Raw genomic sequence first — 26,388 nt, forward strand, 5'->3', positions numbered from 1 at the left:
TCATGCCCGATACTCCCGGCCGGTCAGCTCCAAGAACACGTCTTCGAGCGATGCGCCTTTGACGCTGAGTCCGTCCAGGGCGTTGCGGGTCGCCAGCTCCGTCAGGACGCGAGACGGTTCGCGGGTCGTGATCGTCAGGGCCGATTCTTCGGCTTCGACGACGTCGGCGCCAGCCACCGAGCGCGCATCCTCGACCGACAAGGTGCCTGGCGCGAGGCTGATCCGTACCGGGGCGTCGAGTCCGCGCACGAGTGCTGCCGGAGTGTCGATCTCTAAGATCTTGCCCGAGTCCATGATCGCGACCCGGTCGCACAGCACCTCGGCCTCGTCCATGTAGTGCGTCGTCAGCACGACGGTGCGGCCTGATTCGTTGATCGTGCGCAGGACGTCCCAGAGATTGCGGCGGGCCTGCGGGTCGAGTGCGGCCGTCGGCTCGTCCAAGAACACGACTTCCGGGTCGTGGATCAACGCGCACGCGATCGAGAGCCGTTGTTTCTGGCCACCTGACAGGTCCTCGGTGCGGACGTCGGCCTTGTCGACGAGACCGACCTGTTCGAGCATCTCATCGGTGCGCCCGGACGCGACCCCGTACAGCGCGCCGAATGTGTCGAGCTGTTCACGCGCCGTCAACCGCTCGAAGAATGACGACGACTGCAGTTGGACGCCCATGCGGCGCTGCAGTTCCGGTGCCCGTTTCCAGGGCTCATGCTCGCCGATCCGGACGGTACCGGCCATCGGTTTGCGCAGCCCTTCGATCATCTCCAACGTCGTGGTCTTGCCGGCACCGTTGGGCCCAAGAAGCCCGAAGAACTCCCCCGGCGCAACCGTGAAACTCACCCCGTCGACCGCCCGAACGTCCCCGTACGTCATCACGAGCCCTTCGACCCTGATCGCATCCCCCATGCTCCGACCCTAACCTCCCCTGCCGGTTTCCCATGAGACGTAGGGTCTTTGGCACGCACCTCGTGTCACAGCGCTGGGTACGTGGCGAGGACGCTTGATGCGTGCGGCGTCCACAGGCGACGCGCCCGGCCTGGCGCTCCACGGAATCGCGATGTACGGCGTCAATCTCGGCAAGATCCATGTGACCCGCTCGAGTACTGCCATCTCGGCGAATTCGACGGGAAGGTCAAATACGGTGGAATTCCGAACGAGCCACGCACGCCCCAACAGATCGCGTACGACGAGAAGCGACGCGAGGACGCCATGCGGTCACAACAGTTGGGCATGAGTCGGTGGGGTTGGCTCGATATCGACGGCAAAAAAACGGGGCACACGAACCGCCGCCCGAGTCGGTTCCGACCTCGAGCGGTCGCACCGGCTGCGCACCGAAGTCCTCACCATGGGCCGAGCGAGTGCAACGAGCGAAGGCAGGCGCCCGGGCGCAGCCCGGCACCGGTGAGGTACGAGCCGGTGGTGCTGCGAGGTACGAGCAGCGCGCCTTATTTGGCGTACGCGTGCTGGCTGTTGCCGAAGAGCAGGTTGACGCCGTAGAAGCTGAACACGAACGTGGCGAAGCCGATCAGGCACAAGATCGCGACCCGGCGACCCTTCCAGCCTGCGGTGACCCGGGCGTGCAGATAGCCGGCGTAGACGACCCAGGTGATGAGCGCCCAGACCTCCTTCGGATCCCAGCCCCAGTACCGGCTCCAGGCGTCGTAGGCCCAGATCGGTCCGGCGATCAGTGCACCGAACGTCCAGATCGGGAACGCTACGGCGTTGACCCGGAAGGCCACCCGGTCGAGGATCGCCGATCCGGGCACGCGGGCCAGGAAGGCACCTTCGGTGCCACGTTCCTCGGCGCGCAGCTTCAGCAGGAACAGCACCGAGGCGGCTGCACCGACCAGGAACAGCGAACCGGCGATCATGACCGCCGCCACGTGGATCACGAGCCAGTACGAGTGCAGCGCCGGAACGACCGGCCCGGCCGGCACATAGACGCTGAAACCGATGCCGAGCAGCACCAGCGAGAAGCCCGTGACAAAGACGCCGATCCAGGTCGCGTCCCACACCTTGACCAGCACGAGGAAGACCACAAGCGCGATGAACGATCCGGTCAGCGCGAACTCGTACATATTGCTCCACGGCACCCGCTCCGCTGCGAGGCCGCGGGTCAGGGAACCGATGAACAGCAAGATCGTCGCAAGCGAGACGAGTGAGACCGCGATCGAGGAGAACACCGCACTGAGTTCGGGACGGTCCGATTCCTGCGGCGGAACCGATTCGCCACCACCCGCGCGGACCGCGTTCAACACGGGCTTCTTGGCGAAGCCCCATTCCGCCAGGTGCGCCAAGAACGCGAGAGCGACGACGCCCGTCGCCGAGGCAACCGAGTAGTTGGAGACCTGCGCAAGATCGGCAAGGCTCATGATGTCTCCTTAGGATCGTTCAGCGTGGCGCGCAGCCGCTCGAGGAATTGATCAAGCTCGGCCGGCAGGTCGTCACGCGGGTTGCGATTGAGGGCTGCAACCTCTACTACGGTACGTGAACCGTCTCTGCGGGCTCGCACCCACGTTCGACGGGGATTGATGAACAGCGACAAGATCAGACCGAGGAGTCCCGCACTGATCCCGACCAGGGGCACCCAGATCAGGGGCGAGGAGCTGATCTGGAACCGCGCGAACTGCGATGTCTCCAGATATTCGATCGTGCCGCCGCCGGGGAGGTCGGCTACTTGACCGGGGCTCAAGCTGATCCGGGTGTTCTTGCCGTCGGCGTCCTTGTACTGCTTCATCTTCGACTTGTCGAGGATGAAGACCGACTGCGAACGCCCGTCATCGAGGCCCAGGTCGCCGTGCCAGATATTGAACGACACCACCGGGTTGGCGGCGGCCGGATGCACCGAGATCGAAATCCCGTTCTGCTCGGCTGCGGTCGGCAGGAAGAAACCCTGGAGGCCCAACTGCTCGGGCTGGGCATCGGGCAGTTTGAGCACGCCGTTGGAGGTATAGGTCGAATCAGTTGGCAGGAACGGCACGGCGTCGTTGAGGACGACATTGCCCTTCGCATCGGTGATCTTCAGGACGGGCGCATAGCCCTGGCCGAGCAGGTGCATCGACGCATTGCCGACGCTGAGCGGGTGATTGACCGTGATGTCGTACTTTTTCTCCTCGGCGCCGGGGCCGGTGATGTACGTTCCTCGTGCCCTGAACTCACGCGGCGCACCGGCCTGCTGGCTGCCGAACGGCTGGAACTTGGCCGTCATGTTGTCGAGCGTCATGGCGAATGGCTGCAGCTCGTCGGCCGAGAACATCGCCCCCGACGAGAAATCGTCGTACTGGCTCAACGCATTGGAGAAGCCATCTCCCTCCGTCACGATGACGGAGCCGCGGTAGCCGAACAACGTGCCCACGGCCACACCGATCAGCACCACGACGATGCTGACGTGGAACAGCAGATTGCCGGCTTCGCGCAGATATCCCTTCTCCGCGCTGAGCTCTTGCGCGTCATCGCGGTCGACGACGTCGACACGCGCGAGGGGTAGCGCGCGCCGGGCCGCAGCCATGACCTCCTCGGCCGAGGCCGAGGTTTCGAAGGACGATGATGCCGGCATCCGCAGGAGGTTCTTGGGCGCCTTGGGCGGCCGTGCCCTCAAAGCACGCAGGTACACGAAGGTCCGCGGCAGGATGCAGCCGATCAACGAGATCATCAGCAGCAGATAGACAGCGCTGAACCACGGCGAACTGTAGACCGCGAAGAAGCCGAGCTTGTCGAGGAACGGCGCCCTGTCAGGATGCTCCAGGAAATATGCCTCGACCGCGCGGGCGTCGACGCCACGCTGCGGGACGATCGATCCCGGAACCGCAGCAATCGCCAGCAGCAGGAGCAGGAACAGCGCGGTCCGCATCGAGGTCAGCTGGCGCCAGAACCACCGGGTGAACTCGCGACGTCCTAGCTCGCTGACCGCATTCTGGCTCATCTGACTACCTCACTCATATGGCCACCGACCCGGTGCCGAAAGAACTGCGCAGGCTGTCGACCATCGAGTCGTACAAACCCGTGACGAGCAGGAGTCCTACCGCGACGAGCATCAGCCCGCCGCCTACCGAGATCGCCCGCTGATGTTGTTTGACCCAGGTCATGGCTCGCATGAAACGTCCGAACGCCAGTGCGGCCACGATGAACGGGATACCGAGCCCGAGGCAGTAGACGAACGACAACAACGCACCACGTCCTGCGGTGCCCTCGCTGTTGGCGAGTGTCAGGACCGTGCCCAGCGTCGGGCTGACGCACGGGATCCAGCCGAGACCGAACAACGCGCCGAGCAGCGGGGCCATGCCAAGTCCCACCGCCGGCACGGCATGCACTTTGACCTCACGCTGCATCAATGGGATGAAACCCATGAAGGCCAGACCCATCAGGATCACCAGGATGCCCATGACGATCGAGATCTGACGCTGGTACTGGAACAGCTCCTGACCGATCGAGCCGAACAGCATCCCGCCGGAGACGAACACGACACTGAAGCCCAGCACGAACAGCCCCGACCCCAGCAGCATCCGGCCACGACCCGTCGACTCCAGATCCTGCACGCCGACACCGGTCATGTAGGAGAAGTAGCCCGGCAGGAGCGGGAGCACACAGGGAGAGAAGAACGAGACCAGACCCGCGAGCACCGCGATGGGCGCTGCCAGGATGAGACTGCCGGAGCCGACAGTCTCGGTCATCCAGTCGATCACACTGTTCTCATATTCACGCTGTTCCTGAGATGACGTCGTCGATCAGACCCGCAAGGGTCGACGCCGTCAGATTGTCGACGAAGATGCGAACGGCGACCTTGCCGTCAGAGTCGATGATCCAGGTCGTCGGGATGCCCTGCGCGGGGAGACTGTCCTTGAAGCCCAACAGGCTCTTTTGGCTGTAGTCGTCGAGGCTCGGGAACGTGATGCCGAACTTCTTCTCATAGGCACGCGCGGCCGACGAATTGTCGCGGACGTTGACGCCCAAGAACTGCACATTCTTGTCGGCGTACTGCTCGGCGACCTCCTGCAGGGCAGGGGCTTCCTTGCGGCACGGCGGGCACCAGGAGCCCCACACATTGACGACCAGCACCTTGCCTGCGTACGAGGCCGAGGTCAGATCGTCCCCTTCCAGATCGACACCCTTGATCTCAGGCGCGGCCTTGCGATCGGCCTGGTCGACCTTGGTGATTCCGGAGCCGACTGCCTCGACATAGCCACCGGTCGAACCACCTGTACCGGTACCGCCGCTACAACCGGCCAGCAGAGCCACTGCTGTCGCCGCGACGGCAAGGCGCAGCGTTCGTCCACGCATGGAGAGCAACATGGAAACTCAAGCCCCGCCCACGAACTTCTTCTTCAGCGCATCGGGGATCAGATCCCCCGCAGGCTCGCTATAAGTGAGCCCAGTGAAGACATCGTCTTCGAACGTCAGACTCGTCAGACTCGCGAGCGAGCACTGACGGTTGCGGGGGTCGTGCGCGAATCGCGCCTTCTCGTAGGCTCGCCGCGCGGTCCAGACCGGCAGTTGGTGCGAGACGATGACGGCCTCGTGACCGCGCGCGACCTCGAGCGCATCGCGGATCGCCGATCGCATGCGGGCAGCGATCTCGACATAAGGCTCTCCCCAGGAGGGACGCAAAGGATTGCGCACAAGCCACCAGTTCTTGGGACGCCACAGCGAACCCGCGCCGGTGCCGAACGTGACGCCCTCGAACTTGTTTCCGGCCTCGATGACCCGCTCATCGGTCTGGATATCGAGCTTGAGAATGTCGGAGAGCGGCTGAGCCGTCTGCTGCGCACGTTCAAGCGGTGACGCCACCAAGTGCGTGATGTCATTGTCCTTGAGCGACTCGGCCACCTTGGCGGCCATCTCGTGGCCCAGGTCGGAGAGGTTGTAGCCGGCGATCCGTCCGTAGAGGACGCCCAGCGGGTTGTGGACCTCGCCGTGCCTCATCAGGTGAATGATTGTTCGCGTCATGAAACTTCCTTGGCCTGGGCAGCAGCGAGCGCGGCACCTGGGAGTGCCGCTGCAATTCTAGAGAGTGCTTCCTCATCGTGTGCCGCGGAGACGAACCAGCACTCGAATGCACTCGGCGGCAGGTACACCCCGGCGTCGAGCATCGCGTGGAAGAACGCCGTGTACCGCCATGCCTCCTGCTTCTGCGCAGCGGCGAAGCCGTCGACCGGGCCGGTCGTGCCCCAGAAGACGCTGAACATATTGCCGGCGTTCTGCATCGTGTACGCGAGACCTGCCGCGTCGAGCGCATCACGCACGAGCGATTGCAGCTGCGCAGAAGCCGCGTCGAGCCGCGTGTACGCATCCGCGTCGGCAAGTTGCAACGTCGCAAGACCGGCCGTCGTCGCGATCGGATTGCCCGCCAATGTTCCGGCTTGATAGACCGGGCCCACCGGTGCGAGCTGCTCCATGACCTCGCGGCGTCCGCCGAAGGCCGCCGCCGGGAAGCCGCCGCCCATGACCTTGCCGAATGTCACGAGGTCCGGCGCCCAACCCTCGCGTTGGCCATCGAGCCCCCAGTGACCCGAGCGGGTGACCCGGAAGCCCGTCATGACCTCATCGCTGATGAACAATGCACCATTGCGTCCGCAGATCTGCGACAGGAACTCGTTGAAGCCCGGCAGCGGCGGAACCACGCCCATATTGCCGGCCGCCGCCTCCGTGATCAGGCACGCGATCTGGTCGCCGTATTCGGCGAAGGCGGCCTCCACCGCCGCCCGGTCGTTGAAGGGCAGCACGATCGTGTCGGCCGTGACGTGCGCCGGGACACCAGGCGTCTCGGGCAGGCCGAGCGTCACGACGCCCGAGCCGGCCTGGGCCAACAGAGCATCGACGTGGCCGTGATAGCAGCCGGCGAACTTGATGATCTTGTCGCGACCGGTGAAGCCACGAGCGAGGCGGATCGCCGACATCGTCGCCTCTGTTCCGGACGAGACCATCCGGACGCTCTCGGCCGACGTACGTGCGACGATCTCCTCGGCCAACAACACCTCCGGGGCGCTGGGCGTGCCGAATGACGTCCCCCGGCCCACCGCCTCAGCGACTGCGGCCAGAACCTCGGGATGGGCGTGACCCAACAACATGGGACCCCACGAGCCGACCAGATCGACATAGCGGCGACCGTCAACGTCCGTCAGCCACGCGCCGGCACCTGAGGCCATGAAGATCGGCGTACCGCCGACAGCGCGAAATGCTCGGACCGGAGAGTTGACGCCCCCCGGCGAGACAGCGCGAGCACGATCGAATAGTTCCTGGGATGCGGGGTTTGGCGTCACCGAGCCATTGTCTCCCGCACCGAAAACCTGTCGACCACCGCATCTGCGGCGTAACTTTGCGACCTGAGTGTCGTTAGTCGGTTGATTGGTTGGAGTGGCATCTCGTCCGGGCTGCAGTAACATCGATTTACCCGGCACTGATTCAACACTGTGGCGCGGGATCGCGTCGCCTGGGAGGGTACGACACATGGGAGTTCGCAAGCTCACGCGTTGGCAGAAGGCCAGCGCTCTGATCCCGATGACGCTGTTGGTCGGGGTGTGGGGCGCATTGCTCACCAACTCCGAACTCGCCACCGCATCCGGGGGACCGTCGGATGCCGACGTCCCGACCGTGCCGGCCACGGCCTTCGAACAGCCGGCCAGTGTGCAGAAGACCCCCCAGGGCATCGATCAGCGTGCCGGCGCCGTCGGAACAGTCTCGACTCTGTCGACCAACGGCATCCCATCGTCGGCGCTGTCGGCCTACCGCCGGGCCGAGAGCCTCCTGGGCAAGGCCGATGAGTCGTGCAAGCTGCCTTGGAATCTGGTTGCGGCGATCGGCCGGGTCGAATCCAATCACGGACGCACCGGCGGAAATGCCCTGGACTCCAACGGAGTCGCGAAGCCCGGCATCTACGGCCCGCTGCTCGATGGCCGCGACGGTCGCGCCAAGATCACCGACACCGACAACGGAACGCTCGACAAGAACTCGGTCCTCGACCGCGCCGTCGGTCCGATGCAGTTCATCCCCGGCACATGGGAGACCGTCGGCGTCGATTCGGACAACGACGACAAGAAGAACCCCCAGGACATCGACGATGCCGCCACCTCGGCAGGTATCTACCTGTGCGCCGGGGAAGGCGACCTCTCGACACCGACCGGTGCGGCGACCGCGGTCAAGCGTTACAACCACTCCGACTCCTATGTCGACCTGGTTCTGAAGATCTCGGCGGCCTACGCGCAAGGTGACTTCACCCAGTCGCCCAATGGATTCTCGACGGCGCCGGTCCTGACGGCATCGGCCAATGATCAGACCCTGACGTCGGCCCAGCGCAAGGCCGCGGCGAAGGCCGAGAAGAAGGTCAACAAGCCCAAACCTTCCAAGGGCACCGGCGGCTCGACCGGCGGCGGCTCGACTGGCGGTGGCACCGGCGGAGGCACCGGCGGCGGAGGCACCGGCGGCGGTACGGGCGGCGGAGGCACCGGTGGTGGTACCGGCGGTGGCACCTCGGGCGGCAGCGGCGGTGGCCATGGTTCCAGCGGCGGCCTGTCCGGTCTGGTCGGCGGAGTCGTCACTGACGGAACCGGCACCACGACCGGCGAAGAGGGCGGCTCGACCGGATCGGCGACACTGACCTGGGCCGAGGCCAAGACCAAGTGCCTGCTCAGCGGAATCTCGGCGCTCGACGTGGCCGGCATCCTCAAATGCGTTACGGACCTGCTGTCCTGACCCCAGACCCCCAAGATGTCGGCGGTTTTACGTCGATGGCATCCCGCTATTGACCCAAAACCGCCGACATCTGTTCTGGTTCCGGCATGACTTGAGCTGTTCGGCGGATTGCTATGAGCCGGGCCAGGCGCCGCTTCGCAATGAGCCGACGTCGCTGGGCCGACGGTCCGCGGCTCACTGGGCCAGCCTCCGCACGATGGGCAGCCTGCTTCGGGTGAACATCATGGCCGCCAGCGCCGCGATCAGCGGGACGACCACCACGATCGCTCCGAGCAATAGCCACGGCACCTGAATGATCGGAGCAACCTGCTCGGTCACACCCGAGGCATAGCTCTCGCTGGTCAACGGCCACGTCACCGCGATCCCCGGCGCGAATCCGACGGCGATGCCGAGCAACGTGCCCAGTGTCGCCAGCACGATCGCCTGGGCCCCGGCCACCAGGCGTCTCGTGCGTGGCGCAGCTCCCACCGCGGCGAGCGTCGAGAAGTCTGGTCGGGCATCGCTCAGAGCCAGACCCGTTGCGGTCATCGTCCCGACCAGAACCGCGACTACGCCGAAGCCGAGCAGCGCGAGGAACGGCAGGGCGAATGACTCCTGGAAGCCTCGCTCGACGTACGCGCCACCACCCTGTGGATCAAGGCCAGACACCGCTTGCTCCACCCGGGCCTCGACCGCCTTGCTCTGGCTCGGCGCACCGACTACGGAGATAGCCCGCCGCGACTCCCACGGAACACCGATGGACTTCATGGCTTGAGGCGAGATGAGGACGAGACCGAGTTCCGGCTCGGGGCCGCTGGGGACCTCACCAGTGCCGAGATCACCCAGTACAGCAGGGACGTCGACTCGTCTCGACTTCTCACCCGATTCGATCTCGAGTACGACCTTGCCGCCCTTGATCGACTTCCGGTCGCCGACCACTGCGACGCCCGAGTCCAGCGCAGCCTCGCTGTCGGCATCGAGTCGGACACCCCAATCGCGCGCCGCGGCCGCATTGGCGACCACCACCTCGGTCGTACCTGAATACATCTCCTCGGTCCTGGCATAGACCCACGTCTCTTCACCGGGCAAGGAAGATTCGCGACCGGCCGAACCGAGCGAGGTGAACCTCACTCCACCAGATGCCTGTGTGGCAGCCGCCATGGCGGACTCGAGAACGTCCGGTTGGGCGTTGACCGTCATACGTCCGGGCTGCTGCTGGTACTGATAGTCCCGGCGGCTCTGCTCGAAATCGCTCGACGATCCGATCGCGAGTGTCGTGATGCCCGCCACCGACGCCATCACAGCGGCAATCGCCGGCGCACTTCGAGCGCGCTGACGCGCGGTGTCGCGCAGGGCCAGTCGCAACGACAGCGGCAGCCAGCCGCCCGCTCGGGCCACCGCACCGATGACGAGCGGCGTGAGGAACACCGCGCCGAAAACTATCGCGATGGTCGACGCGGCCACCGCCAGCTCTCCCCCCTGCCGGGTGCCGAGGGTGAAGCACGTGGCCAATCCCACCAACACGAGGGCGATTCCGACGATGGGCCACCCTCGGCTCGACCTGACAGTCCCCCGGCGCCCCGCCAGCACGGCAGCCACTTCCTGTGTGGAGGCTTGACGGGCCGGCACGAAGGCTGCTCCCATCGCGGCCAGCGAACCGAGGATGATCGCGGCAACGACGTACGACCACTGCATTTCGAACGGGCCGAATTCCACCTTGGGGACGACCGACGGCCCGAGCCACACGACCAGCGCGGAGAGCGCGGTGCCGAGCGCCGCGGCGATGAGACACGCCAGCACCCCGAGGACGAGCGCCTGGCCCAGGACGACCCGGCGAATCTGCTTCGGCGATGCCCCTGTGGCGGCCAGCAATGCCAGATCGCGCCGTTGTCGGCGCACACCGACGGCAAATGCGGGCCCAGCCAGCAGCACAACCTCGAGCACGATCGCGGTCACGACGACCGCCAGGACAGCACTCGATGAGTCGTCCCCCGACGAGAACACCTCTTCTGCACCGGGATAGAGGTCGGCCGCGGCAGGCGGGTGGGCGAGCACGTACTTCGAGGTGACACCGAAACCGGCGGCATTGAGCTGCTTGACGTCATCCCACGTCACTGGCGCGGGGCGATCAATCAGGAAGGAGGCACCGTCTGACGAAGGTAGAACTCCCGGCAGCGCGATGACTGACTGTGGGTCACCACCACGGGTCACCGTGCCGATTCGCCCTATGCCCACAACTTTCAGGGCATCGTTCCGGCCGGCCTGGACCGTCGAACCGATGACGGCTCCCTTGTCGGCCAGGCGCTGAGATACGACAACTTCGTCTTCAGCGCGAGGCACGCGCCCCGAAGCCAATCGGAAAAGTCCCTTGGCAGCAGGGCTCGAACCATCGACACCGAGAGACTCGCTGTTGAATCCCTTGCCGTCGATCACGACAGTCGTGCCCCATCCACGCTCGACGACGTCCACACGTCCGTCGACCAATTTCGCCAACGCGTCGGCTTGCTCGTCAGGAGTCTTGAGCTGATCTTGGGGCGAGTCGTCACTCAGCGTCGTGTCCCGGCCGTCAGGCAGCTGTTCGACCGTCCCGCCGAAATAGGCGGCTGAGGCCTCGGCGAAACCGAGGTCATCGCGGAGGCCTTCTGCTGGGCTGACCTCACTGGACGCGACGATCGACGTCAGCATCACGGTGAGCAGCACCGGCGTGCCGACCATCGTCATGACCAGCGCGCTGCGCCCCTTCGACCGCAGGACGTCGCGTCGACCGGCGCGCAGCGCCACACGCCACGAGGCGGAAAACTGGCTCACACATGCCGCCCGGGGGCCAACAGCGCCTCGGCAGACAGCTCGGCTTCGGTCGTGTCGGTGATCCGGCCATCCCGCAGGAAGATGATCCGATCGGCCCAGGCTGCATGCCGCGCGTCATGGGTGACGATCAATCCCGCTGCTCCTCGGTCTATGCGCTTGCGCAACACCTTGAGCACGGACTCTCCAGTCTGCGAATCGAGCGCCCCGGTCGGCTCATCGGCAAGCAGCATGCGACGCGGACCAACCAATGCGCGGGCGATCGCCACGCGCTGCTGCTGGCCACCGGACATCTCATCGGGGAACCGTTCGGCGAGACCGTCCATCTCGACATCCTCAAGCGACTTCGACGCGCTTCGTCGAGCCGCGCGCCGCGACATTCCGTCGAGCTCGAGCGGCAGTGCAACATTTTCCGCAGCCGTGAGGGTAGGGATCAGATTGAGGTCCTGGAAGACGTAGCCCACGCTGCGCCGGCGCATCGCCGCGAGCTGCTTGGCCGTCGCATGAGCCAGGCTCTTGCCCTCGACGACTACCTCACCCTGGGTTGGCCGGTCGAGTCCGCCGGCCAACGTCAAGAGAGTCGACTTGCCCGAGCCGGACGGTCCCATGATCGCTACCAGCTCGCCCTCGACCAATTGCAGATCAACGTCGCGCAACGCATGCACTTCGGCGGCACCTTCGCCGTGGACGCGGCTGACTGCGCGCAGTTCCAGCACGACCTCGCTCATGCGTTGACCTGCGTGGGGTCGGTGTGAGCGGAGCTCGCGGTGCCCGAGTCGGCCGCAGCTCGCGGCAACGCGCGACGCACCCGAGACTCGACATGATCCAGCCAGCGGACCTGCGATTCGGCCGAGAAGATCAGGCGTTCGAGCACCAGTTCCCACGCGAGATCATGCGTGTCGTCGGCTTGACGCTTGAGTCGGGTGTAGTCCTGCAGCTGGCGCAGAGTCGCGGCCCGCTGAGTCTGAATAATCGCCGGGACGTCGACGCCTTCCATCCCGACGCTCAGGGCCAGCTTGATCGAGAGTTCGTCCCTGGGGTCGCCGGACTTGTCGACCGGACTGACGAACCAAGCATCCACATCGAGCTGTCCGGCCGCAGTCAGCTGGTAGGCGATGCGGCCATCGGCATCTGCCTCGCCCACCACATCGACCAGACCATCACGCTGCAGACGTTGCAGGGTCGTGTAGACCTGTCCGACATTGAGCGGCCACGTACCTCCGGTGCGCGCCTCGAACTCCGCGCGAAGTTGGTAGCCATGTCGCGGCCCCTGCTTCAGCAACGCCATCAGACTGTGACGGATCGACATGCCCACACTCCCTATACCCGGTATGCACTGTTCGGATATGACCGTATACCGGGTATGCAGGTCCGTCAACTCCCGCGCCAGATGTCGGCGGTTTTAGGTCGTTGCGGTACCGCTATGGACCCAAAACCGCCGACATCTCGCGCGGGGCAGGGGTCAGCGTGGGAGGCGGGTGGCGAGTTCCTGCGCCCAGTAGGTCAGGACGATGTCGGCGCCGGCGCGGCAGATCGAGATGATGATCTCGTCGATCGCCCGTTCGCGGTCGATCCAACCGTTCGCGGCGGCGGCCTCGACCATCGCGAGTTCACCGGAGATGTTGTAGGCAGCGACGGGCACGTCGACCGCAGCACGCACGTCGGCGATCAGGTCGAGGTAGGACAGCGCCGGCTTGACCATGACGATGTCGGCTCCCTCCTCGATGTCGAGCAGGGTCTCGCGGATCGCCTCGCGGCCATTGGCCGGATCCTGCTGATACGACTTGCGATCGCCCTGCAAGGACGAATCGACCGCCTCGCGGAACGGACCATAGAACGCCGAAGCGTACTTCGCGGCGTAGGCCAGGATCACGGTGTCGTCATGACCGGCGGAGTCGAGGGCCGAACGGATGGCGCCCACCTGACCGTCCATCATCCCGCTCGGAGCCACCACATGGGCGCCGGACTCAGCCTGGACGATGCCCATCTGGGCGTAGATCTCGACCGTTCGGTCGTTGTCGACCCGACCACGGTCATCGAGCACACCGCAGTGGCCATGATCGGTGAACTCGTCGAGGCAAAGGTCGGCCATGATCAGCAGATCGTCGCCAACTTCCGCGCGCGCGTCGGCTAACGCAACGTTGAGGATGCCATCGGGATCGAGCGCGCCCGAACCCAGAGCGTCCTTGCGCTCAGGCAGCCCGAAAAGCATGACACCGCCAAGCCCCAGCTCAGCCGCCTCGGCATAGACCTTGCGGGCGCTGTCGCGGGTGTGCTGCACGACGCCCGGCATGCTCGAGATCGGCCGCGGCTCGGTGCGTCCCTCTGCCACGAACATCGGCAGGATCAGCTGGGACGGTTGCACATGAGTCTCCGCCACCAACCGCCTCATCGCAGGCGATGAACGCAGACGACGAGGACGGTCGGCGGGGAAGCTCATGATTTTCCTTGGGTGACTTATGCCTTGCGGCGTGAGGACGGACGCTTCTGCGACGGCTTGGTCACCGGCTCGCCCGCCTCGACGAAGCCCAGACGACGGGCCGCGCCGAACTCAGCCAGCGCATCGGCGAGCACGTCGACCGACGGCGACTCGGCCATCACGTCGACCCGCAGGCCGTGCTCTTCAGCAGTCTTGGCCGTGGCCGGGCCGATACACGCGATGATCGTCGACGTGTGCGGCTTGCCGGCGATACCCACGAGGTTGCGGACCGTGGACGACGAGGTGAACATCACCGCATCGAACTTGCCGGTCTTGATCGCCTCGCGGGTCGGCGCCGGCGGCGGCGCTGCCCGGACGGTCCGGTAAGCCGTGACGTCGTCGACTTCCCAACCCAGCTCGATCAGGCCTGCGACAAGAGTCTCGGTCGCGATGTCGGCGCGCGGCAAGAAGACCCGGTTGATCGGGTCGAGCAGCTCGTCGTACGGCGGCCAGTCTTCAAGCAGCCCGCGAGCCGACTGCTCACCCGACGGGATGAGATCGGCGCGGATGCCCCACGTCGCAATGGCCTCGGCCGTCTTCTCGCCGACAGCGGCGATCTTCAGGCCGGAGAACGCACGAGCGTCGAGCCCGTACTCCTCGAACTTCTCACGCACAGCCTTGACGGCGTTGACGCTGGTGAAGGCGATCCACTCGTAGCGGCCCTCGACAAGACCGCGCACGGCCTTGTCCATCTGCTGCGGATTGCGCGGCGGCTCAACCGAGATCGTCGGAACTTCCTCGGAGATCGCGCCGAATCCACGCAGGCGCGAGGCCAGACCGGCCGACTGCTCCTTGGTGCGGGGCACCAGGATGCGCCAGCCGTACAGCGGCTTGGTCTCGAACCACGACAACGCCTCGCGCATCGTGACGACCTCACCGACGACCGTGATGGCCGGCGCGGTCATACCGGCGGCCTTCGCGTCGGCAGCGATATCGGCCAGCGTCGAGACAACCGTGGTCTGCTCGGTCGTCGTACCGACACGGGTCATCGCGACAGGCGTCTCGGGCTTGCGTCCGGCTGTCATGAGTCCGCTGGCGACTTCGGCGATTCGGGCGACGGCCGACAGCAGGACGAGGGTGTCCTCGCTGGCGTGCTCTGACCAGTTGATCGAAGCGTCGCCGACACTGACAACCGAGTACTCGCGGTGCGTCTTGTTGGTCAACGGCACACCCGCGTAAGCAGGGACCGCCGTGATCGACGAGATACCGGGCACGATCTCGAAGCCGATTCCGGCCTTGCTGCAGGCAGCGGCTTCTTCAGGACCCGTCGCGTACGTGAACGGGTCACCGGCGATCAGGCGTACGACGTGTGCGCCGGTCTTGGCGTGCTTGACCACGAGTCGGGCTCGCGCGGCGTGGGTCAGCTTCTCGCCGTCCTCACCCGCGCCTCCATCGATGATCTCAGCGCCATTCGTGACGAGCTCGGCCTGCTCGGGCAGCTCCGTGATGACGACGTCGGCCTGTCCAAGGAGCTCAGCGGCGCGCACCGTCAGAAGACTCGCGTCTCCGGGTCCGGTGCCCACGAAGCTCACATGGCCGCGAATGACCTTGCGCACGCCGGGGCCCGGCGTGGTCGGTGCGTCTCGCATCGGGGTGATTGTCACGGTGTTCCTTTTCTCGGTCTGTCAGGGGGTCAGGAGGTGGGATCGATCATCAGATCGGCCGCACCTTCGGCGAGCATCTCGACAGCAAGACGTTCACCGACCGCGGCGGCTTCAGAGGGTTTACCGGTCGCGGACAGTCGGATTGCGGGTGAGCCGGAAACATCTCCGACCACGGCACGAAGCCATAGCTCCAGTCCGTCATCGCCTTCGACGATTTCGGCCAGGGCACCCACTGGTGCACTGCAACCTGCCTCGAGGGTGGCGAGGAGGCTTCGCTCGGCGGTGACGGCAGCACGCGTGTCGCTGTCGTCGATCCGCTCGAGCAGACGAATCGTCGCGTCATCATCGGCGCGACATTCGCAGGCAAGTGCTCCCTGCCCGGGGGCGGGAAGCATCTGCAGGGGGTCAATGATCTCGGTGGCCTCATCAGCGCGTCCGAGTCGCAGCAGTCCAGCGCGGGCCAGTAGGACACCGTCCAGGTCACCGGAGGTCACCTTGCCGATCCGGGTGTCGACATTGCCACGCAGCCCGGTGATCTCGACGCCGAGGCCGAGCGCATTGAGCTGAGCCTGGCGACGCGGCGAACCCGTGCCGATCTTGGCACCCTGCGGCAGTTCGCCGAGGGTGAGTCCGTCGCGGGCGATCAAGACATCCCGCGGATCGACGCGTGGCGGAATCGCGGCGACGACCAGGCCCGAGTGGACTGCCGTCGGCAGATCCTTGAGCGAATGGACTGCGAGGTCGATCTCGCCGCGAATCAGGGCTTCGCGCAGGGCCGCGACGAAAACTCCCGTGCCACCTATCTGGGCCAAGGGCTCGCTGCTGCGGTCGCCCTCGGTCGAGATCTCGATCAGCTCGATCTCGACACCCCACTCGGCGCGCAGCCGGTCGGCGATGATGCCCGACTGAGTCGTGGCCAGAGCGCTGGCACGTGTGCCGAGTCGCAAAGTCTTCTGTTCAACTGCGGTCATACCTGGTCCCCCACTCGAGTCACTGCCTCAACGGCGGACGGATCAAGCGCGAACAGATCTGCCAGCGCATTGGCGTACGTGAGCCCCGCCGGACCGTCGACGAGTTGCTGCACCCGCACCGTGGGGGCGTGGATGAGCTTCTCGGCGACGCGGTGCAGCGCCTTGCGAACGTCATCGCGCTGGTCATCGGTCAGACCCGGCAGCCGCGCCTCGATACGGGCCTGCTCCGCAGCGACAACCTCGGTCGCCATGGTGCGGAGCGCTACGACGGTCGGCGTGATGTGCGAGGCGGCCTTGGCGGCCAGGAACGTGCGGACCTCGCTGTCGACGATCGAACGCACTTCAGCCACGTCTGCGGCGATCTCGGCATTGGCCGACATACCCGACATCACGATGAGATCGATCAGTGTGATGCCATCGAGCTCGCCGACGGCCGGATCGATGTCTCGGGGCAATGCGAGGTCGATCAACGACATCGGACGCCCCGCGCTGGCCTTGCTGACGCGGTCGCGGTCGAACACGACGCCGCTGGCTCCCGTGCAGCTGATCACGACATCGGCTCCGGACAGCTCGACGTCCATGGCCTGCCAGCGCACCGCGCTGACGCCGAAGGTCTCGACGAGCGCGTACGCGCGCTGGAAGGTGCGGTTGGCCACCATGATCCGCGTCGGGGCAACGCCGCGCTCGACCAGCGTCCGTACCGCGAGGCTCGCCATCGTGCCGGCACCGGCAACCAGGAATCGGGTGTCTGGAGCGTCGACGACCGCACCGGCAGCGTCGAGGCCCGCCGTCACAACGGACGGTGCGAGGCGGTCGATACCCGTCTCGGCATGGCCGCGCTTCCCGATTCGCAGTGCCTGCTGGAACAGCGCGTTGAGTGCTGAGCCGACCGTCGATTCGGCCTGGGCGCTGTGCAGCGCATCGCGGACCTGGCCCAGGATCTGGCTCTCACCGAGGATCATCGAGTCCATGCCCGCCGCCACACCGAACAGGTGGGCCACGGCTGCCTCGTCGAAGTGGACGTACACGTGCCGGACGAACTCGTCGCGGTCAAGACCCGAGTGCTCGGCCAGGATGCGCGAAACCTCTTCGACCGCTCCGTGGAAGCGCTCCGCCTCAACGTAGATCTCGACCCGGTTGCAGGTCGACACGACAACCGACTCGGTGACGAACGGTGTCTCCAGCACGAGCCGCGACAGTTTGACCCCGGCCTCGGCATCGAGCGAGGCGCGCTCGAGCAGATCGATCGGCGCGGACTTGTGGGACATGCCCACCACCAACACGCTCATGCCGACACCTCCGGTGTTTCCGTACTTGACTTGCGCTGTTCGTGATAGGCGAGGATCTGTAGCTCGATCGACAGATCGACCTTGCGGACGTCGACGCCGTCGGGGACCTGGACCAAGGCCGGCGCGAAGTTGAGAATGCTGGTGATGCCTGCGGCGACCAGTCGGTCCGCGACTTCTTGGGCCGCCGAACCCGGTGTCGCGATGATGCCGATCGAGATCGACCGTTCGGCCACGATCGCATCGAGGTCGCTCATAGGGCTCACGACGATGTCGGAGATCACGGTGCCCACGCGCTCGGGGTCGGCATCGACCAATGCGGCGACACGGATTCCACGAGTGCTGAACCCCTGATAGGCCGAGAGGGCCGAGCCGAGATTTCCGACGCCGACGATGACAACGTCCCAATCTTGGGTCTGGCCGATCTCAAGAGCTATCTGGTAGCGCAGGTACTCCACGTCGTAGCCGACCCCACGGGTTCCGTACGAACCGAGATACGACAGGTCTTTGCGGAGCTTGGCCGGATTGACGCCGGCCGCGTCGGCAAGCTCATTGGACGAACAGGTCGCCACGCCCTGCTCTCCCAGCGCGTTGAGTGCGCGCAGGTAGATGGGCAAGCGCGCCACGGTGGCATCAGGGATGTCACGGGCGCTTCCGTCGGCGAGCCGCGGGTTGCGAAGTATTGTCACAGTGCTCCTGCACTGCTGTGCTGGGGATTATCCCTTGCGGGACGGGCACGCGGTGCACCAACAGTTTAAGAGTTTGTGAACGCGTTAACAAAATCGAGACGCTGGTCGGTGGCCCACGTCACACTTCAGCGAGGCCTCGACAGCGCCGTTCGCAGGCGTTTGGGGTCGACCCGCCAGAAGTCGTGTTGGGCGCCGTCGACGAATGTCACAGGCACTTGCTCGGTGAAACGCTGGCGAAGATCAGGATCGGTATCGATGTCGATTCTGACCCAGGTGTCACCTGACTCGCCGCAGATCTGGGCCACCTGCGCTTCGGCTTCCTCGCACAAATGGCAGCCGGCGCGCGAGTAGACGACCACCCGGGCATCGTCTGCGTGGGCGACCGGCGGCACGGGTCGTGGATCGCTACGGCGACCCGGCAGTCTCACCGCTCGTCCGCGGACTGAGTCGTAAGACCCAGTGTCTCGCTCCGGGCGAGTGCACGCAGGCGCCCCTTGGCCACCTTGCCGGTGGCCGAGTGCGGCAGGCCGGACACGACGATCGCGCGGCTCGGGACCTTGAACCGGGCCAATCGGGTGCGGCAGTGCGCATCGACTTCGTCGACCAGAGTGCTCTCATCGGTGCCCTGATCCGGCACGACGAAAGCGACCACGGCCTCACCCGTCTCCGCATCGGGCAACCCCACGACGGCGACCTCCGAGACACCCGGCACCTCGGCGATGGCCTCTTCGACCTCGAAAGGATAGACATTGAATCCCGAGACGATGACGAGTTCGCGAAGCCGGTCGACCAGCGTCAGATCGCCATCCTCGTCGAGGAAGCCGACGTCGCCGGTCGGATACCAGCCATCATCGCGAGGCCCGTCGACTCCATCTGGCCAGTAGCCGGAGAAGAGATTGTCGCCCTTGACCCAGATCTCGGCTGGATCGCCGGGCGCGGCGTCGACGCCGCTGGATTCGACAATGCGGATGTCGATACCGGGCAGCGGACGTCCGACCGAACCGGACTTGGGTGCCGTGCCCGGCTCGCGTCCCAGACCCATGGTCGTCGCGATGACCGGCGCGGTCTCGGTCAGGCCGTAGCCCTGCTCGACGTATTTGCCGGACGATTCGTGGAATGACTCGGCAAGTTCCGGATCGAGCGCCGCGGCACCCGACAACACCAGCGAGACACCACCCAACTGTTCGCGTAGCCGGTCACGGCCCGCCCAGGCCGCTATGACAGGCGGCGCCAGCGGAAGATTCGTGACCCCTTCGGTGCGAATCTGTTCCAGAAGACCCGTCGGGTCGAATCCGTCGACCATCAATACCGCCGCACCCTGCCGGACCGCTTGTCCGAGGACGCAGTTGAGGCCATAGATGTGGAACATCGGCAGCAGCCCCAGACATATGTCGTCGGGTGCCACAACCGGCGGGTCTAGCTGGGCGATCTGCTCGATATTCGCGATCAGCGCCCGATGCGTCAGCATCGCTCCTCGTGGCTTCCCGCTGGTGCCCGACGTGTAGAGGATGACGGCCAAGGTCTCGATGTCGACGGGTGCGGCCGGGGCGGCACCCGAGGCGTCGGCGAGGAACGACTCGAATGAGGTCTCGCCGGTCAGCGCCTCTGCCCCGTTGACCACGACACTGAACTCGTGCTCCCCGCTTCGAGCCTCGCGAACCTGTGCGACCCCGGCCTCGTCACACAGGACGATGCGAGCCACCGAGTCGGCCAGGGTCCGGCTGATCTCGCGGGTCGTCGAACGCGGATTGACCGGCACCGCGACCATCCCACCGCGCAGGATGCCGTAGTAGGCGATCGGCAGGTCGATCCGGTTTCCCATGACGATCGCAACGCGTTGACCGGCGACGAGCCCGCGTGCAGACAACGCACGGGCCACCGCGTCTGCGGCCGCATCGAACTCGCGCCAGGACATCTCGCGACGAACGCCTCGATGCTCGACCAGTGCGACGCCGTCGGGATCCTTCACGGCCGACGCATGCAGGTATTCGCTGACATTGATCGTCACACTCCGAGTCAACCACAGGTCGGAGCCAGGCAGGGGCGTTAGGCTCGCACTCATGGCACAGGATGCGGACCGGCGGCGCAACCTGCAGTCACGCTCAGTTCTTGCGGGCCAGGCCTCAGCATCCGCCCCTGAGATGGAAACCGCGCTGTCGGTCGGCCCCGACCCCACCGCTGCGGCGTTCTTCGACGTCGACAACACGATCATGCAGGGCGCCTCGATCTTCCATTTCGCCCGCGGACTGCATCAGCGCAAATTCTTCACGACCCGTGACATCGTCTCGGCCGCGTGGCAGCAACTGTATTTCCGCGTCGTCGGCAGCGAGGATCCCGAGCACATCGAGAAAGCCCGTTCAGCCGCCCTGGCGTTCATTGCCGGGCACCACGTCACCGAACTGGAAGAACTCGGCGAGGAGATCTTCGACCAGCACATGGCCGACAAGATCTGGCCGGGCACCCGGGCGATCGCCCAATGGCATCTCGACCGGGGGCAACAGGTCTGGCTCGTCACGGCGGCCCCCGTCGAGATCGCCTCTGTCATTGCTCGGCGCCTCGGTCTGACCGGCGCACTCGGCACGGTCGCCGAGCACGTCGACGGCGTCTACACCGGACGACTCGTCGGCGACATGCTCCACGGGGAAGGCAAGGCTGCCGCGATTCTGGAGATCGTGGCGCGCGAGGGTCTCAGCCTCGGCGACTGCTCGGCCTACTCCGATTCGAGCAACGACCTGCCGATGCTCTCGCTGGTGGGTCATCCCTGCGCCGTCAACCCCGATTCGGCACTCCGCGCACACGCCAAGGCCAAGGGCTGGCGTATCCGTGACTACCGCACAGGTCGCAAGGTCGCCATGGCAGGAAGTAAGGGCGCAGTGGCCGCGATGGGCGGCGCATTGAGCTGGCATTTGCTGCGGCGGCGGAATAAACAAAATCGCTGACACCCCAATTGCATTCGGGCTAGACTCTCCGATGATCAGGGAGGGCCTGTGAGGGAATCGAGCCGAGCACTGCGCATCGCGCTGTCGCTGGCCTTCGCGATGCCCGACGACCGGTCACTCCAGGTCGCCCTGGCACTCGCGGACTCCCCGGCCTATGCGCCGTCGAACGGCAGCCCGATCCCACACGATGACAACGATCCTGAGGCTTCGCGGCTACGGGCACTGGTCGATCTGGCCAAAGAGGGCGATGCCGAAGCGTTCGGACAGCTCTACGACCACTACGTGACCGGCGTCTTCAGATTCATCTACTACCGGGTCGGTTCTCAGCAGTTGGCCGAAGACCTCACGAGCGAGACGTTCGTACGGGGACTGCGCGCGATTCAGCGGTTCAACTGGCAGGGCAAGGACTTCGGTGCCTGGCTGACCACGATCGCTCGCAACCTCGTGGCCGATCACTTCAAGTCGAGTCGCTCGCGTCTCGAGATCGTCTCCGAGACGATCCCGGAAGGCAAGACGCACGCGGCCAGCCCCGAGCAGGAAGTCCTGGCACTCATCTCCAACGAGATCTTGTTCGAGGCGGTCAACGCCTTGCCCAATGAACAGCGCGACTGCATCTTGATGCGATTCATCCAGGGTCTTTCGATCGCCCAGACAGCCGCGGCCCTCGGACGCAGCGAGGGTGCCATCAAGCAGCTGCAGCTTCGCGCGGTCAGAAGTCTGGCCAAATCCGTGCCGGGAGATGTCCGATGACCGGCCGCACCTGGATGGGTCCCTCATCACATGCCCGTAACTCATACGCCCTGCGATTCGTTGTTCGTCCTGACATCACCACAGCAGTGAGGACATCGTCAGTGAGGAGCGTGTCATGAGCGGCCGTCGCCCGCACGACGACGCCCAGGCCTTCGAGGACGCCTGGAACGGACGCGCACCCCGGGACGAGACCATCGCCGACCTCGTGCAATTCGCCGAAGGTCTGTGCGAAGCTGCTGCTGTCGAGCCTTCTCTCGCGTTCCGCAGCGACCTTCGCGGCCGTCTGATGACAGAGGCTGCGACCGCGCTGGTGCCGATGCCAGGATCGTCACGGCCGACGACAGAACCCCGCGTAACCCGCAGCTCCCGTCCGGCACGCCGCCGGATCGCCGGATTGGCCGCAACTCTGATCGCCTCTGCCGGAGCCGTGAGCCTGGTGGCATCCAGTGCGTCTGCTCTGCCCGGCGAGATGCTCTATCCAGTCAAACGCACTGTCGAGTCGGTAGAGCTCACACTGCATCGCGGCGACTCCAACCGAGGCGCATTCCAACTCGCCCAAGCATCCGAACGTCTTGCCGAGGCTCGCAAGCTCAGCGCCGAGGACGCATCCCCGGCGTTGATCACCAAGGCTCTCGATTCATTCTCCGAATCGGCCACCGAGGGATCCTCTCGACTGTTCAAGGACTTCAGCTCCAGCGGCCAGGAGAAGTCGGTCCGCAAGGTCAACGACTTCGCCGCCACGGCGGGCGCAGATCTGAATATGCTCTCCAACCGGCTGCCCGATGAGGCAACGGGCGCATTGGCAGCAGCTAGCGATGCGGTCAGCATGCTGGCCTCCGAGGCGAGTTCGCTGTGCCTCAGTTGCGTGTCGCCCGACGTCCGAGCCCTCGTCAACTCCGTGACGAACCTGACCAAGAAGGACGACAAGCCGACGTCGGCCGAGCCTGCCTCCAACACCGACAACGGCGCAAAAGCGTCCCCGCCTGCCCCGACAGCCAATCCGACGGGCGGCTCTCCCGCCAAGACGACCCAGCCGGCGCCGACAACCGCTGCTCCGACCAAGCCTGCGCCGGCCGCAACCACGAAACCACCGTCTTTGACCGATATCACCGATCCGCTGCTGGGCGGCCTGCTCGGCGATGACGATCAAGAAGGCCTGGTCCCCGGCCTGTTGAACGGATTGCTCGGCGGTAAGAAGTAAGCGGCTTCGCCGCTGGACGACTACGTCGTCCTGTCGGGCTTTGCCCGACCTTCTTGGCCTTCGCTTCGCTCGGCCCTATGGCCACCACGTAGGGCCAGGTCTCATGACTTGCCTGCCTTAGAAGAAGGCGTTGCCTCGGTCTACCAGGAGCTTGTAGAGCGTCTGCTGGATCGTTTCGCGCACCTGGTCGGTGACGTTGAACAGCAGCATCGGATCGTCAGCGGCCTCGGGCTCGTACGCATCGGTACGCACCGGCTCGCCGAATTCGATGATCCACTTGCTCGGCAACGGGATCATCCCCAACGGGCCGAGCAGCGGGAAGAACGGTGTGATCGGCAGATACGGCAATCCGAGCAGTCGCGCGAGGGACGGCACATTGCCGACCAGCGGGTAGATCTCCTCGGCGCCGACAATCGAGACCGGCACGATGGGGACACCGGCACGCATCGCCGACGACACGAAGCCGCCGCGACCGAAGCGTTGGAGTTTGTAGCGCTCGGCGAACGGCTTTCCGATGCCCTTGAAACCTTCTGGCCACACCCCGGCCAGCTCCCCATTGGTCAACAGCCGTTCGGCGTCCTGCGTGCAGGCAAGCGTCGCGCCGATCTTGCGGGCCACCTGTCCCACGAGAGGCAGCGAGAACACCAGATCCGCCCCCAGGGGGCGTAGATTGCGTCCGGCGTACTTCTTGACCGCGTATCCGGTCATCAGTCCGTCGATCGGCACAGTGCCCGAGTGATTGGCGACCAGCAGCGCGCCACCGTCATCAGGGATGTTCTCGATACCGCGGACCTCGAGCCGGAACCACTTCTCGGCCAGCGGCTCGATCGCCGCAGCGAGGACTTCGGCGATCTGCGGATCGAAGCCGAACTCGTCGACTTCGTAGTTCCCGCTCAGGCGCTTGCGCATCGTGGCGAGCAGAACAGCGATGCGCGTTTCCCAGTCGGAACCGAGAACCCGTTGTGCACCCTGGATCAGGGCGACGACGATGTCGTCGAGTGGGATGCCCGCCGCGACAGGTGCAGCGCCCGCAGTGCGGGTTCGTTTGACCGCCTCCTCGGCCGCTGCGGCCGCAGCTGCTGCGGCATCCTCATCCGTCACGGCCCGTAGGCGTGGTGGTGTGACGGGCTCGACCGGATCGGGAGCCGGCGCGGAGACCTTCTTGGCTGTGGGCTTCTTGACCGGCGCCTTCTTTGCGACCGGCTTCTTGACGGCCGGTTTCTTGGCCGCCGCCGGTTCGGCGACCGACTTGGCCTTGGCGACGGCCTTCGGCTTGACCGAGCCGCCGGCCAATGAGCGCGCGGCCGTCGACGGCGAGGTCGACCGATTGCCTCGGCCGGCCTTGCCTGCCGAACCGATCGTCTTGCGCTCGTCGTTCATGCGCGGCCTCCCAGCGATGCCAGGAGTCCGGGTCGGATCGCATGGCCGAAATCGTCGAGCGTCTCGGCCGACGTCCGCTGGAGCTCGTAGCCGAAGATGTCACGCAGCGCCGAAGTGTCCACCGCACGGCCGTACGTCAACAGCCGGTGCAGATCGGGCGGGATATCCGAGCCCATCGTGCGGATGACTCGTCGGGCGGCCGCCGCGAAGCCGATCGGCACCAACGGGATCACCGGGCGACCAAGTCTGCGGGCGGCCTGGCTCAGCAGCACGACACCCTCACCGGCCGCGTTGAACGTTCCCGGCCGGTCGTGTACGACAGCCTGGGTCAAGATCTCCAGAGCGTCTTGGAGTGATAGGAACTGCAACCGAGGGTCGAAGCCGAGGACGGCCGGGAGCACCGGATTACGCAGATAGTTGCTCAACGGCGTGTCGATCGAGGGGTGCAGCACCTGCGCCGCGCGGATCGTCGTGATGATGATCTCGGGACGGCGGCGGGCGAATCCACGGACGTACGACTCGACCTCGACGATGTCCTTGGGGAACCCGGTCCGGACGCCGGCCCGAGGCAACAGCGATTCGGTGAACATCGCCGGATCACGAGGCGACGTCCCGTAGACGGCGGTCGACGAGCCCAGGACGAACTTGCTGACCTTCGCCGAACGCTGGCAGGCAGCAAGGAGCTGCATCGTGCCGATGACGTTGAGTTCCTTGGCACCGCCACCGCGTCCACGCTGGGGCGGATTGACGTCGAGGTGCACGACAGTGTCGACGTCGTCGACCGCGATGACCTTGCCGATGACAGCGGTCCGGATATCGGCACGGACGAACTTGACGCCACCGAGGTCGACATTGGGCAAGATCGTGTCGATCCCGACGACCTTGTCGATGCCGGCGTCCTCACCTAGATCGGCGAGGGCGCGGGCAAATGTCGACGCGAATGAACCGGCCACGCCCGTAACGAGGATGACTCGGCTCATTCGCGTTGTTTTCTACTTGCCCAGACGACGACGCTGCACTCGAGTGCGCTTGAGCATCTTGCGGTGCTTCTTCTTCGACATCCGCTTACGACGCTTCTTGATGACTGAACCCACGGGTCACTTCTCATTCTTGTTGGCCACACATGGGTGGCTGGTGTGCTCTCGAGACTCTTGGCCGCGACTTCGAGCGAGGCAACGAATGGCCTCTACCCTCGGTCACGACTGCCCCTCAGCCTACACGTGCCGAGTGGTCGGCATTCTGGCCGACTGGAGGTACGTCCTTGGGGCCCGGCCGGCGGTGGTCGCAGATCAGCCTGCTTGAAAGTATGACTTGCCCAGGAACTCCTGGACGGCAGGTTCGGGAACGCGGAATGAGCGTCCCACACGGACCGCCTCGAGCTCACCGGAGTGCACCAGCCGGTAGACCGTCATCTTGGAGACGCGCATCTGACTGGCCACTTCGGCAACAGTCAAGAACTTGGGTCCGGTTGCCATCTGACCACCTGCTTCCTGAGGGGCACGCGCGCTCTCTGGCTTCCCCACCAGAGAAACTGCGCGCGTGCCTTGGTCGAGCGTAGTGCCTCGCGGCACCTCGGCGACAGTAGTTGCAGAAAAATTCAGGCGGACCGAGAGATCCGAACAG

General features: G+C 65.5%; 25 protein-coding genes. 4 read left to right on the top strand and 21 right to left on the bottom strand.

The genetic code is table 11. The features are described from left to right. The 7 genes from ACXJKC_RS05820 to hemL all read right to left on the bottom strand — a co-directional run bounded on the left by ACXJKC_RS05820 (position 1) and on the right by hemL (position 7,253). Complete coding sequence (locus ACXJKC_RS05820; RefSeq protein WP_456695739.1) at positions 1 to 903, bottom strand: ABC transporter ATP-binding protein; 903 nt, start codon at positions 901 to 903, stop codon at positions 1 to 3. A 539-nt stretch (positions 904 to 1,442) separates the two neighbouring features. Then, complete coding sequence (ccsB, locus tag ACXJKC_RS05825) at positions 1,443 to 2,369, bottom strand: c-type cytochrome biogenesis protein CcsB (protein ID WP_456695740.1); 927 nt, start codon at positions 2,367 to 2,369, stop codon at positions 1,443 to 1,445. Further along, complete coding sequence (gene resB, locus ACXJKC_RS05830; RefSeq protein ID WP_456695741.1) at positions 2,366 to 3,919, bottom strand: cytochrome c biogenesis protein ResB; 1,554 nt, start codon at positions 3,917 to 3,919, stop codon at positions 2,366 to 2,368. The genes ccsB and resB overlap by 4 nt, the downstream gene beginning before the upstream one ends. A gap of 13 nt (positions 3,920 to 3,932) precedes the next feature. Then, on the bottom strand, positions 3,933 to 4,667 hold the full coding sequence (locus tag ACXJKC_RS05835) for a cytochrome c biogenesis CcdA family protein (protein ID WP_456695742.1): 735 nt from the start codon (positions 4,665 to 4,667) through the stop codon (positions 3,933 to 3,935). A 25-nt stretch (positions 4,668 to 4,692) separates the two neighbouring features. Further along, positions 4,693 to 5,274: a TlpA family protein disulfide reductase gene (locus ACXJKC_RS05840; RefSeq protein ID WP_456695743.1), complete on the bottom strand. Its 582-nt coding sequence runs from the start codon at positions 5,272 to 5,274 to the stop codon at positions 4,693 to 4,695. Between the two features lie 18 nt (positions 5,275 to 5,292). Beyond that, a complete protein-coding gene (locus tag ACXJKC_RS05845) occupies positions 5,293 to 5,940 on the bottom strand; it encodes a histidine phosphatase family protein (RefSeq protein ID WP_456695744.1) in 648 nt (215 codons plus the stop codon). Next, positions 5,937 to 7,253 (bottom strand): glutamate-1-semialdehyde 2,1-aminomutase, encoded by a 1,317-nt coding sequence (hemL, locus tag ACXJKC_RS05850; protein ID WP_456695745.1) that lies wholly within the window; start codon positions 7,251 to 7,253, stop codon positions 5,937 to 5,939. The genes ACXJKC_RS05845 and hemL overlap by 4 nt, the downstream gene beginning before the upstream one ends. A 187-nt stretch (positions 7,254 to 7,440) precedes the next feature. Between hemL and ACXJKC_RS05855 the strand changes: the two genes are divergently transcribed. Next, positions 7,441 to 8,682 (top strand): lytic transglycosylase domain-containing protein, encoded by a 1,242-nt coding sequence (locus ACXJKC_RS05855; RefSeq protein WP_456695746.1) that lies wholly within the window; start codon positions 7,441 to 7,443, stop codon positions 8,680 to 8,682. A 174-nt stretch (positions 8,683 to 8,856) separates the two neighbouring features. On the opposite strand, the gene ACXJKC_RS05860 is transcribed toward ACXJKC_RS05855, so the two are convergent. The 10 genes from ACXJKC_RS05860 to ACXJKC_RS05905 form a co-directional block, all read right to left on the bottom strand. Next, positions 8,857 to 11,469 carry an FtsX-like permease family protein gene (locus ACXJKC_RS05860; protein WP_456695747.1) on the bottom strand — a complete coding sequence of 871 codons (2,613 nt, stop codon included), beginning with the start codon at positions 11,467 to 11,469 and terminating at the stop codon, positions 8,857 to 8,859. Next, positions 11,466 to 12,194: an ABC transporter ATP-binding protein gene (locus tag ACXJKC_RS05865; RefSeq protein WP_456695748.1), complete on the bottom strand. Its 729-nt coding sequence runs from the start codon at positions 12,192 to 12,194 to the stop codon at positions 11,466 to 11,468. The genes ACXJKC_RS05860 and ACXJKC_RS05865 overlap by 4 nt, the downstream gene beginning before the upstream one ends. After that, the gene (locus ACXJKC_RS05870) at positions 12,191 to 12,775 is read right to left on the bottom strand and encodes a PadR family transcriptional regulator (RefSeq protein WP_456695749.1); all 585 of its coding nucleotides are present in this window, start codon (positions 12,773 to 12,775) and stop codon (positions 12,191 to 12,193) included. The genes ACXJKC_RS05865 and ACXJKC_RS05870 overlap by 4 nt, the downstream gene beginning before the upstream one ends. Positions 12,776 to 12,928: 153 nt before the next feature. Continuing rightward, entirely contained in the window at positions 12,929 to 13,906 is a 978-nt protein-coding gene (hemB, locus tag ACXJKC_RS05875; protein WP_456695750.1) for a porphobilinogen synthase, read from the bottom strand. 17 nt (positions 13,907 to 13,923) lie between these two features. Then, entirely contained in the window at positions 13,924 to 15,534 is a 1,611-nt protein-coding gene (locus ACXJKC_RS05880) for a uroporphyrinogen-III synthase (RefSeq protein ID WP_456695751.1), read from the bottom strand. A gap of 44 nt (positions 15,535 to 15,578) precedes the next feature. Then, the gene (gene hemC / locus ACXJKC_RS05885; RefSeq protein ID WP_456695752.1) at positions 15,579 to 16,520 is read right to left on the bottom strand and encodes a hydroxymethylbilane synthase; all 942 of its coding nucleotides are present in this window, start codon (positions 16,518 to 16,520) and stop codon (positions 15,579 to 15,581) included. Further along, on the bottom strand, positions 16,517 to 17,809 hold the full coding sequence (locus ACXJKC_RS05890) for a glutamyl-tRNA reductase (RefSeq protein WP_456695753.1): 1,293 nt from the start codon (positions 17,807 to 17,809) through the stop codon (positions 16,517 to 16,519). The genes hemC and ACXJKC_RS05890 overlap by 4 nt, the downstream gene beginning before the upstream one ends. Next, entirely contained in the window at positions 17,806 to 18,495 is a 690-nt protein-coding gene (locus ACXJKC_RS05895; protein ID WP_456695754.1) for a redox-sensing transcriptional repressor Rex, read from the bottom strand. Before ACXJKC_RS05895 ends, ACXJKC_RS05890 begins: the two co-directional genes overlap by 4 nt. A 125-nt stretch (positions 18,496 to 18,620) precedes the next feature. Further along, positions 18,621 to 18,923, bottom strand: coding sequence for a glutaredoxin family protein (locus ACXJKC_RS05900; protein ID WP_456695755.1), 303 nt, complete (start codon positions 18,921 to 18,923; stop codon positions 18,621 to 18,623). After that, positions 18,920 to 20,503, bottom strand: a complete 1,584-nt coding sequence (locus ACXJKC_RS05905) for an AMP-binding protein (protein ID WP_456695756.1) — start codon at positions 20,501 to 20,503, stop codon at positions 18,920 to 18,922. The genes ACXJKC_RS05900 and ACXJKC_RS05905 overlap by 4 nt, the downstream gene beginning before the upstream one ends. A gap of 52 nt (positions 20,504 to 20,555) precedes the next feature. Between ACXJKC_RS05905 and ACXJKC_RS05910 the strand changes: the two genes are divergently transcribed. The 3 genes from ACXJKC_RS05910 to ACXJKC_RS05920 all read left to right on the top strand — a co-directional run bounded on the left by ACXJKC_RS05910 (position 20,556) and on the right by ACXJKC_RS05920 (position 23,385). After that, positions 20,556 to 21,434, top strand: a complete 879-nt coding sequence (locus ACXJKC_RS05910; RefSeq protein ID WP_456695757.1) for an HAD family hydrolase — start codon at positions 20,556 to 20,558, stop codon at positions 21,432 to 21,434. A gap of 48 nt (positions 21,435 to 21,482) precedes the next feature. After that, complete coding sequence (locus ACXJKC_RS05915; protein WP_456695758.1) at positions 21,483 to 22,184, top strand: sigma-70 family RNA polymerase sigma factor; 702 nt, start codon at positions 21,483 to 21,485, stop codon at positions 22,182 to 22,184. Positions 22,185 to 22,299: 115 nt separating this feature from the next. Beyond that, positions 22,300 to 23,385 (top strand): DUF5667 domain-containing protein, encoded by a 1,086-nt coding sequence (locus ACXJKC_RS05920; RefSeq protein ID WP_456695759.1) that lies wholly within the window; start codon positions 22,300 to 22,302, stop codon positions 23,383 to 23,385. 117 nt (positions 23,386 to 23,502) lie between these two features. On the opposite strand, the gene ACXJKC_RS05925 is transcribed toward ACXJKC_RS05920, so the two are convergent. The 4 genes from ACXJKC_RS05925 to ACXJKC_RS05940 form a co-directional block, all read right to left on the bottom strand. After that, complete coding sequence (locus tag ACXJKC_RS05925) at positions 23,503 to 24,765, bottom strand: lysophospholipid acyltransferase family protein (RefSeq protein WP_456695760.1); 1,263 nt, start codon at positions 24,763 to 24,765, stop codon at positions 23,503 to 23,505. Continuing rightward, the gene (locus ACXJKC_RS05930) at positions 24,762 to 25,745 is read right to left on the bottom strand and encodes an NAD-dependent epimerase/dehydratase family protein (RefSeq protein WP_456695761.1); all 984 of its coding nucleotides are present in this window, start codon (positions 25,743 to 25,745) and stop codon (positions 24,762 to 24,764) included. The genes ACXJKC_RS05925 and ACXJKC_RS05930 overlap by 4 nt, the downstream gene beginning before the upstream one ends. A gap of 12 nt (positions 25,746 to 25,757) precedes the next feature. Continuing rightward, positions 25,758 to 25,859 (bottom strand): 30S ribosomal protein bS22, encoded by a 102-nt coding sequence (locus ACXJKC_RS05935; RefSeq protein ID WP_019143756.1) that lies wholly within the window; start codon positions 25,857 to 25,859, stop codon positions 25,758 to 25,760. A gap of 195 nt (positions 25,860 to 26,054) precedes the next feature. Then, positions 26,055 to 26,240 (bottom strand): helix-turn-helix domain-containing protein, encoded by a 186-nt coding sequence (locus ACXJKC_RS05940; protein WP_456695762.1) that lies wholly within the window; start codon positions 26,238 to 26,240, stop codon positions 26,055 to 26,057. Positions 26,241 to 26,388: the final 148 nt, after the last annotated feature.

The sequence above is a fragment of the Aeromicrobium sp. P5_D10 genome (assembly GCF_054049535.1).

What these genes read in the sequence shown, in the direction of transcription:
- ACXJKC_RS05840 (WP_456695743.1), bottom strand. Translation starts at nt 5,274, where the DNA reads ATGCGTGGACGAACGCTGCGCCTTGCCGTCGCGGCGACAGCAGTGGCT.
- ACXJKC_RS05820 (WP_456695739.1), bottom strand. Translation starts at nt 903, where the DNA reads ATGGGGGATGCGATCAGGGTCGAAGGGCTCGTGATGACGTACGGGGAC.
- ACXJKC_RS05870 (WP_456695749.1), bottom strand. Translation starts at nt 12,775, where the DNA reads ATGTCGATCCGTCACAGTCTGATGGCGTTGCTGAAGCAGGGGCCGCGA.
- ACXJKC_RS05835 (WP_456695742.1), bottom strand. Translation starts at nt 4,667, where the DNA reads ATGACCGAGACTGTCGGCTCCGGCAGTCTCATCCTGGCAGCGCCCATC.
- ACXJKC_RS05925 (WP_456695760.1), bottom strand. Translation starts at nt 24,765, where the DNA reads ATGAACGACGAGCGCAAGACGATCGGTTCGGCAGGCAAGGCCGGCCGA.
- hemB (WP_456695750.1), bottom strand. Translation starts at nt 13,906, where the DNA reads ATGAGCTTCCCCGCCGACCGTCCTCGTCGTCTGCGTTCATCGCCTGCG.
- ACXJKC_RS05845 (WP_456695744.1), bottom strand. Translation starts at nt 5,940, where the DNA reads ATGACGCGAACAATCATTCACCTGATGAGGCACGGCGAGGTCCACAAC.
- ACXJKC_RS05890 (WP_456695753.1), bottom strand. Translation starts at nt 17,809, where the DNA reads ATGAGCGTGTTGGTGGTGGGCATGTCCCACAAGTCCGCGCCGATCGAT.
- ACXJKC_RS05930 (WP_456695761.1), bottom strand. Translation starts at nt 25,745, where the DNA reads ATGAGCCGAGTCATCCTCGTTACGGGCGTGGCCGGTTCATTCGCGTCG.
- ACXJKC_RS05865 (WP_456695748.1), bottom strand. Translation starts at nt 12,194, where the DNA reads ATGAGCGAGGTCGTGCTGGAACTGCGCGCAGTCAGCCGCGTCCACGGC.
- ACXJKC_RS05940 (WP_456695762.1), bottom strand. Translation starts at nt 26,240, where the DNA reads ATGGCAACCGGACCCAAGTTCTTGACTGTTGCCGAAGTGGCCAGTCAG.
- ccsB (WP_456695740.1), bottom strand. Translation starts at nt 2,369, where the DNA reads ATGAGCCTTGCCGATCTTGCGCAGGTCTCCAACTACTCGGTTGCCTCG.
- ACXJKC_RS05855 (WP_456695746.1), top strand. Translation starts at nt 7,441, where the DNA reads ATGGGAGTTCGCAAGCTCACGCGTTGGCAGAAGGCCAGCGCTCTGATC.
- hemC (WP_456695752.1), bottom strand. Translation starts at nt 16,520, where the DNA reads ATGACCGCAGTTGAACAGAAGACTTTGCGACTCGGCACACGTGCCAGC.
- resB (WP_456695741.1), bottom strand. Translation starts at nt 3,919, where the DNA reads ATGAGCCAGAATGCGGTCAGCGAGCTAGGACGTCGCGAGTTCACCCGG.
- ACXJKC_RS05920 (WP_456695759.1), top strand. Translation starts at nt 22,300, where the DNA reads ATGAGCGGCCGTCGCCCGCACGACGACGCCCAGGCCTTCGAGGACGCC.
- ACXJKC_RS05910 (WP_456695757.1), top strand. Translation starts at nt 20,556, where the DNA reads ATGGCACAGGATGCGGACCGGCGGCGCAACCTGCAGTCACGCTCAGTT.
- ACXJKC_RS05880 (WP_456695751.1), bottom strand. Translation starts at nt 15,534, where the DNA reads ATGCGAGACGCACCGACCACGCCGGGCCCCGGCGTGCGCAAGGTCATT.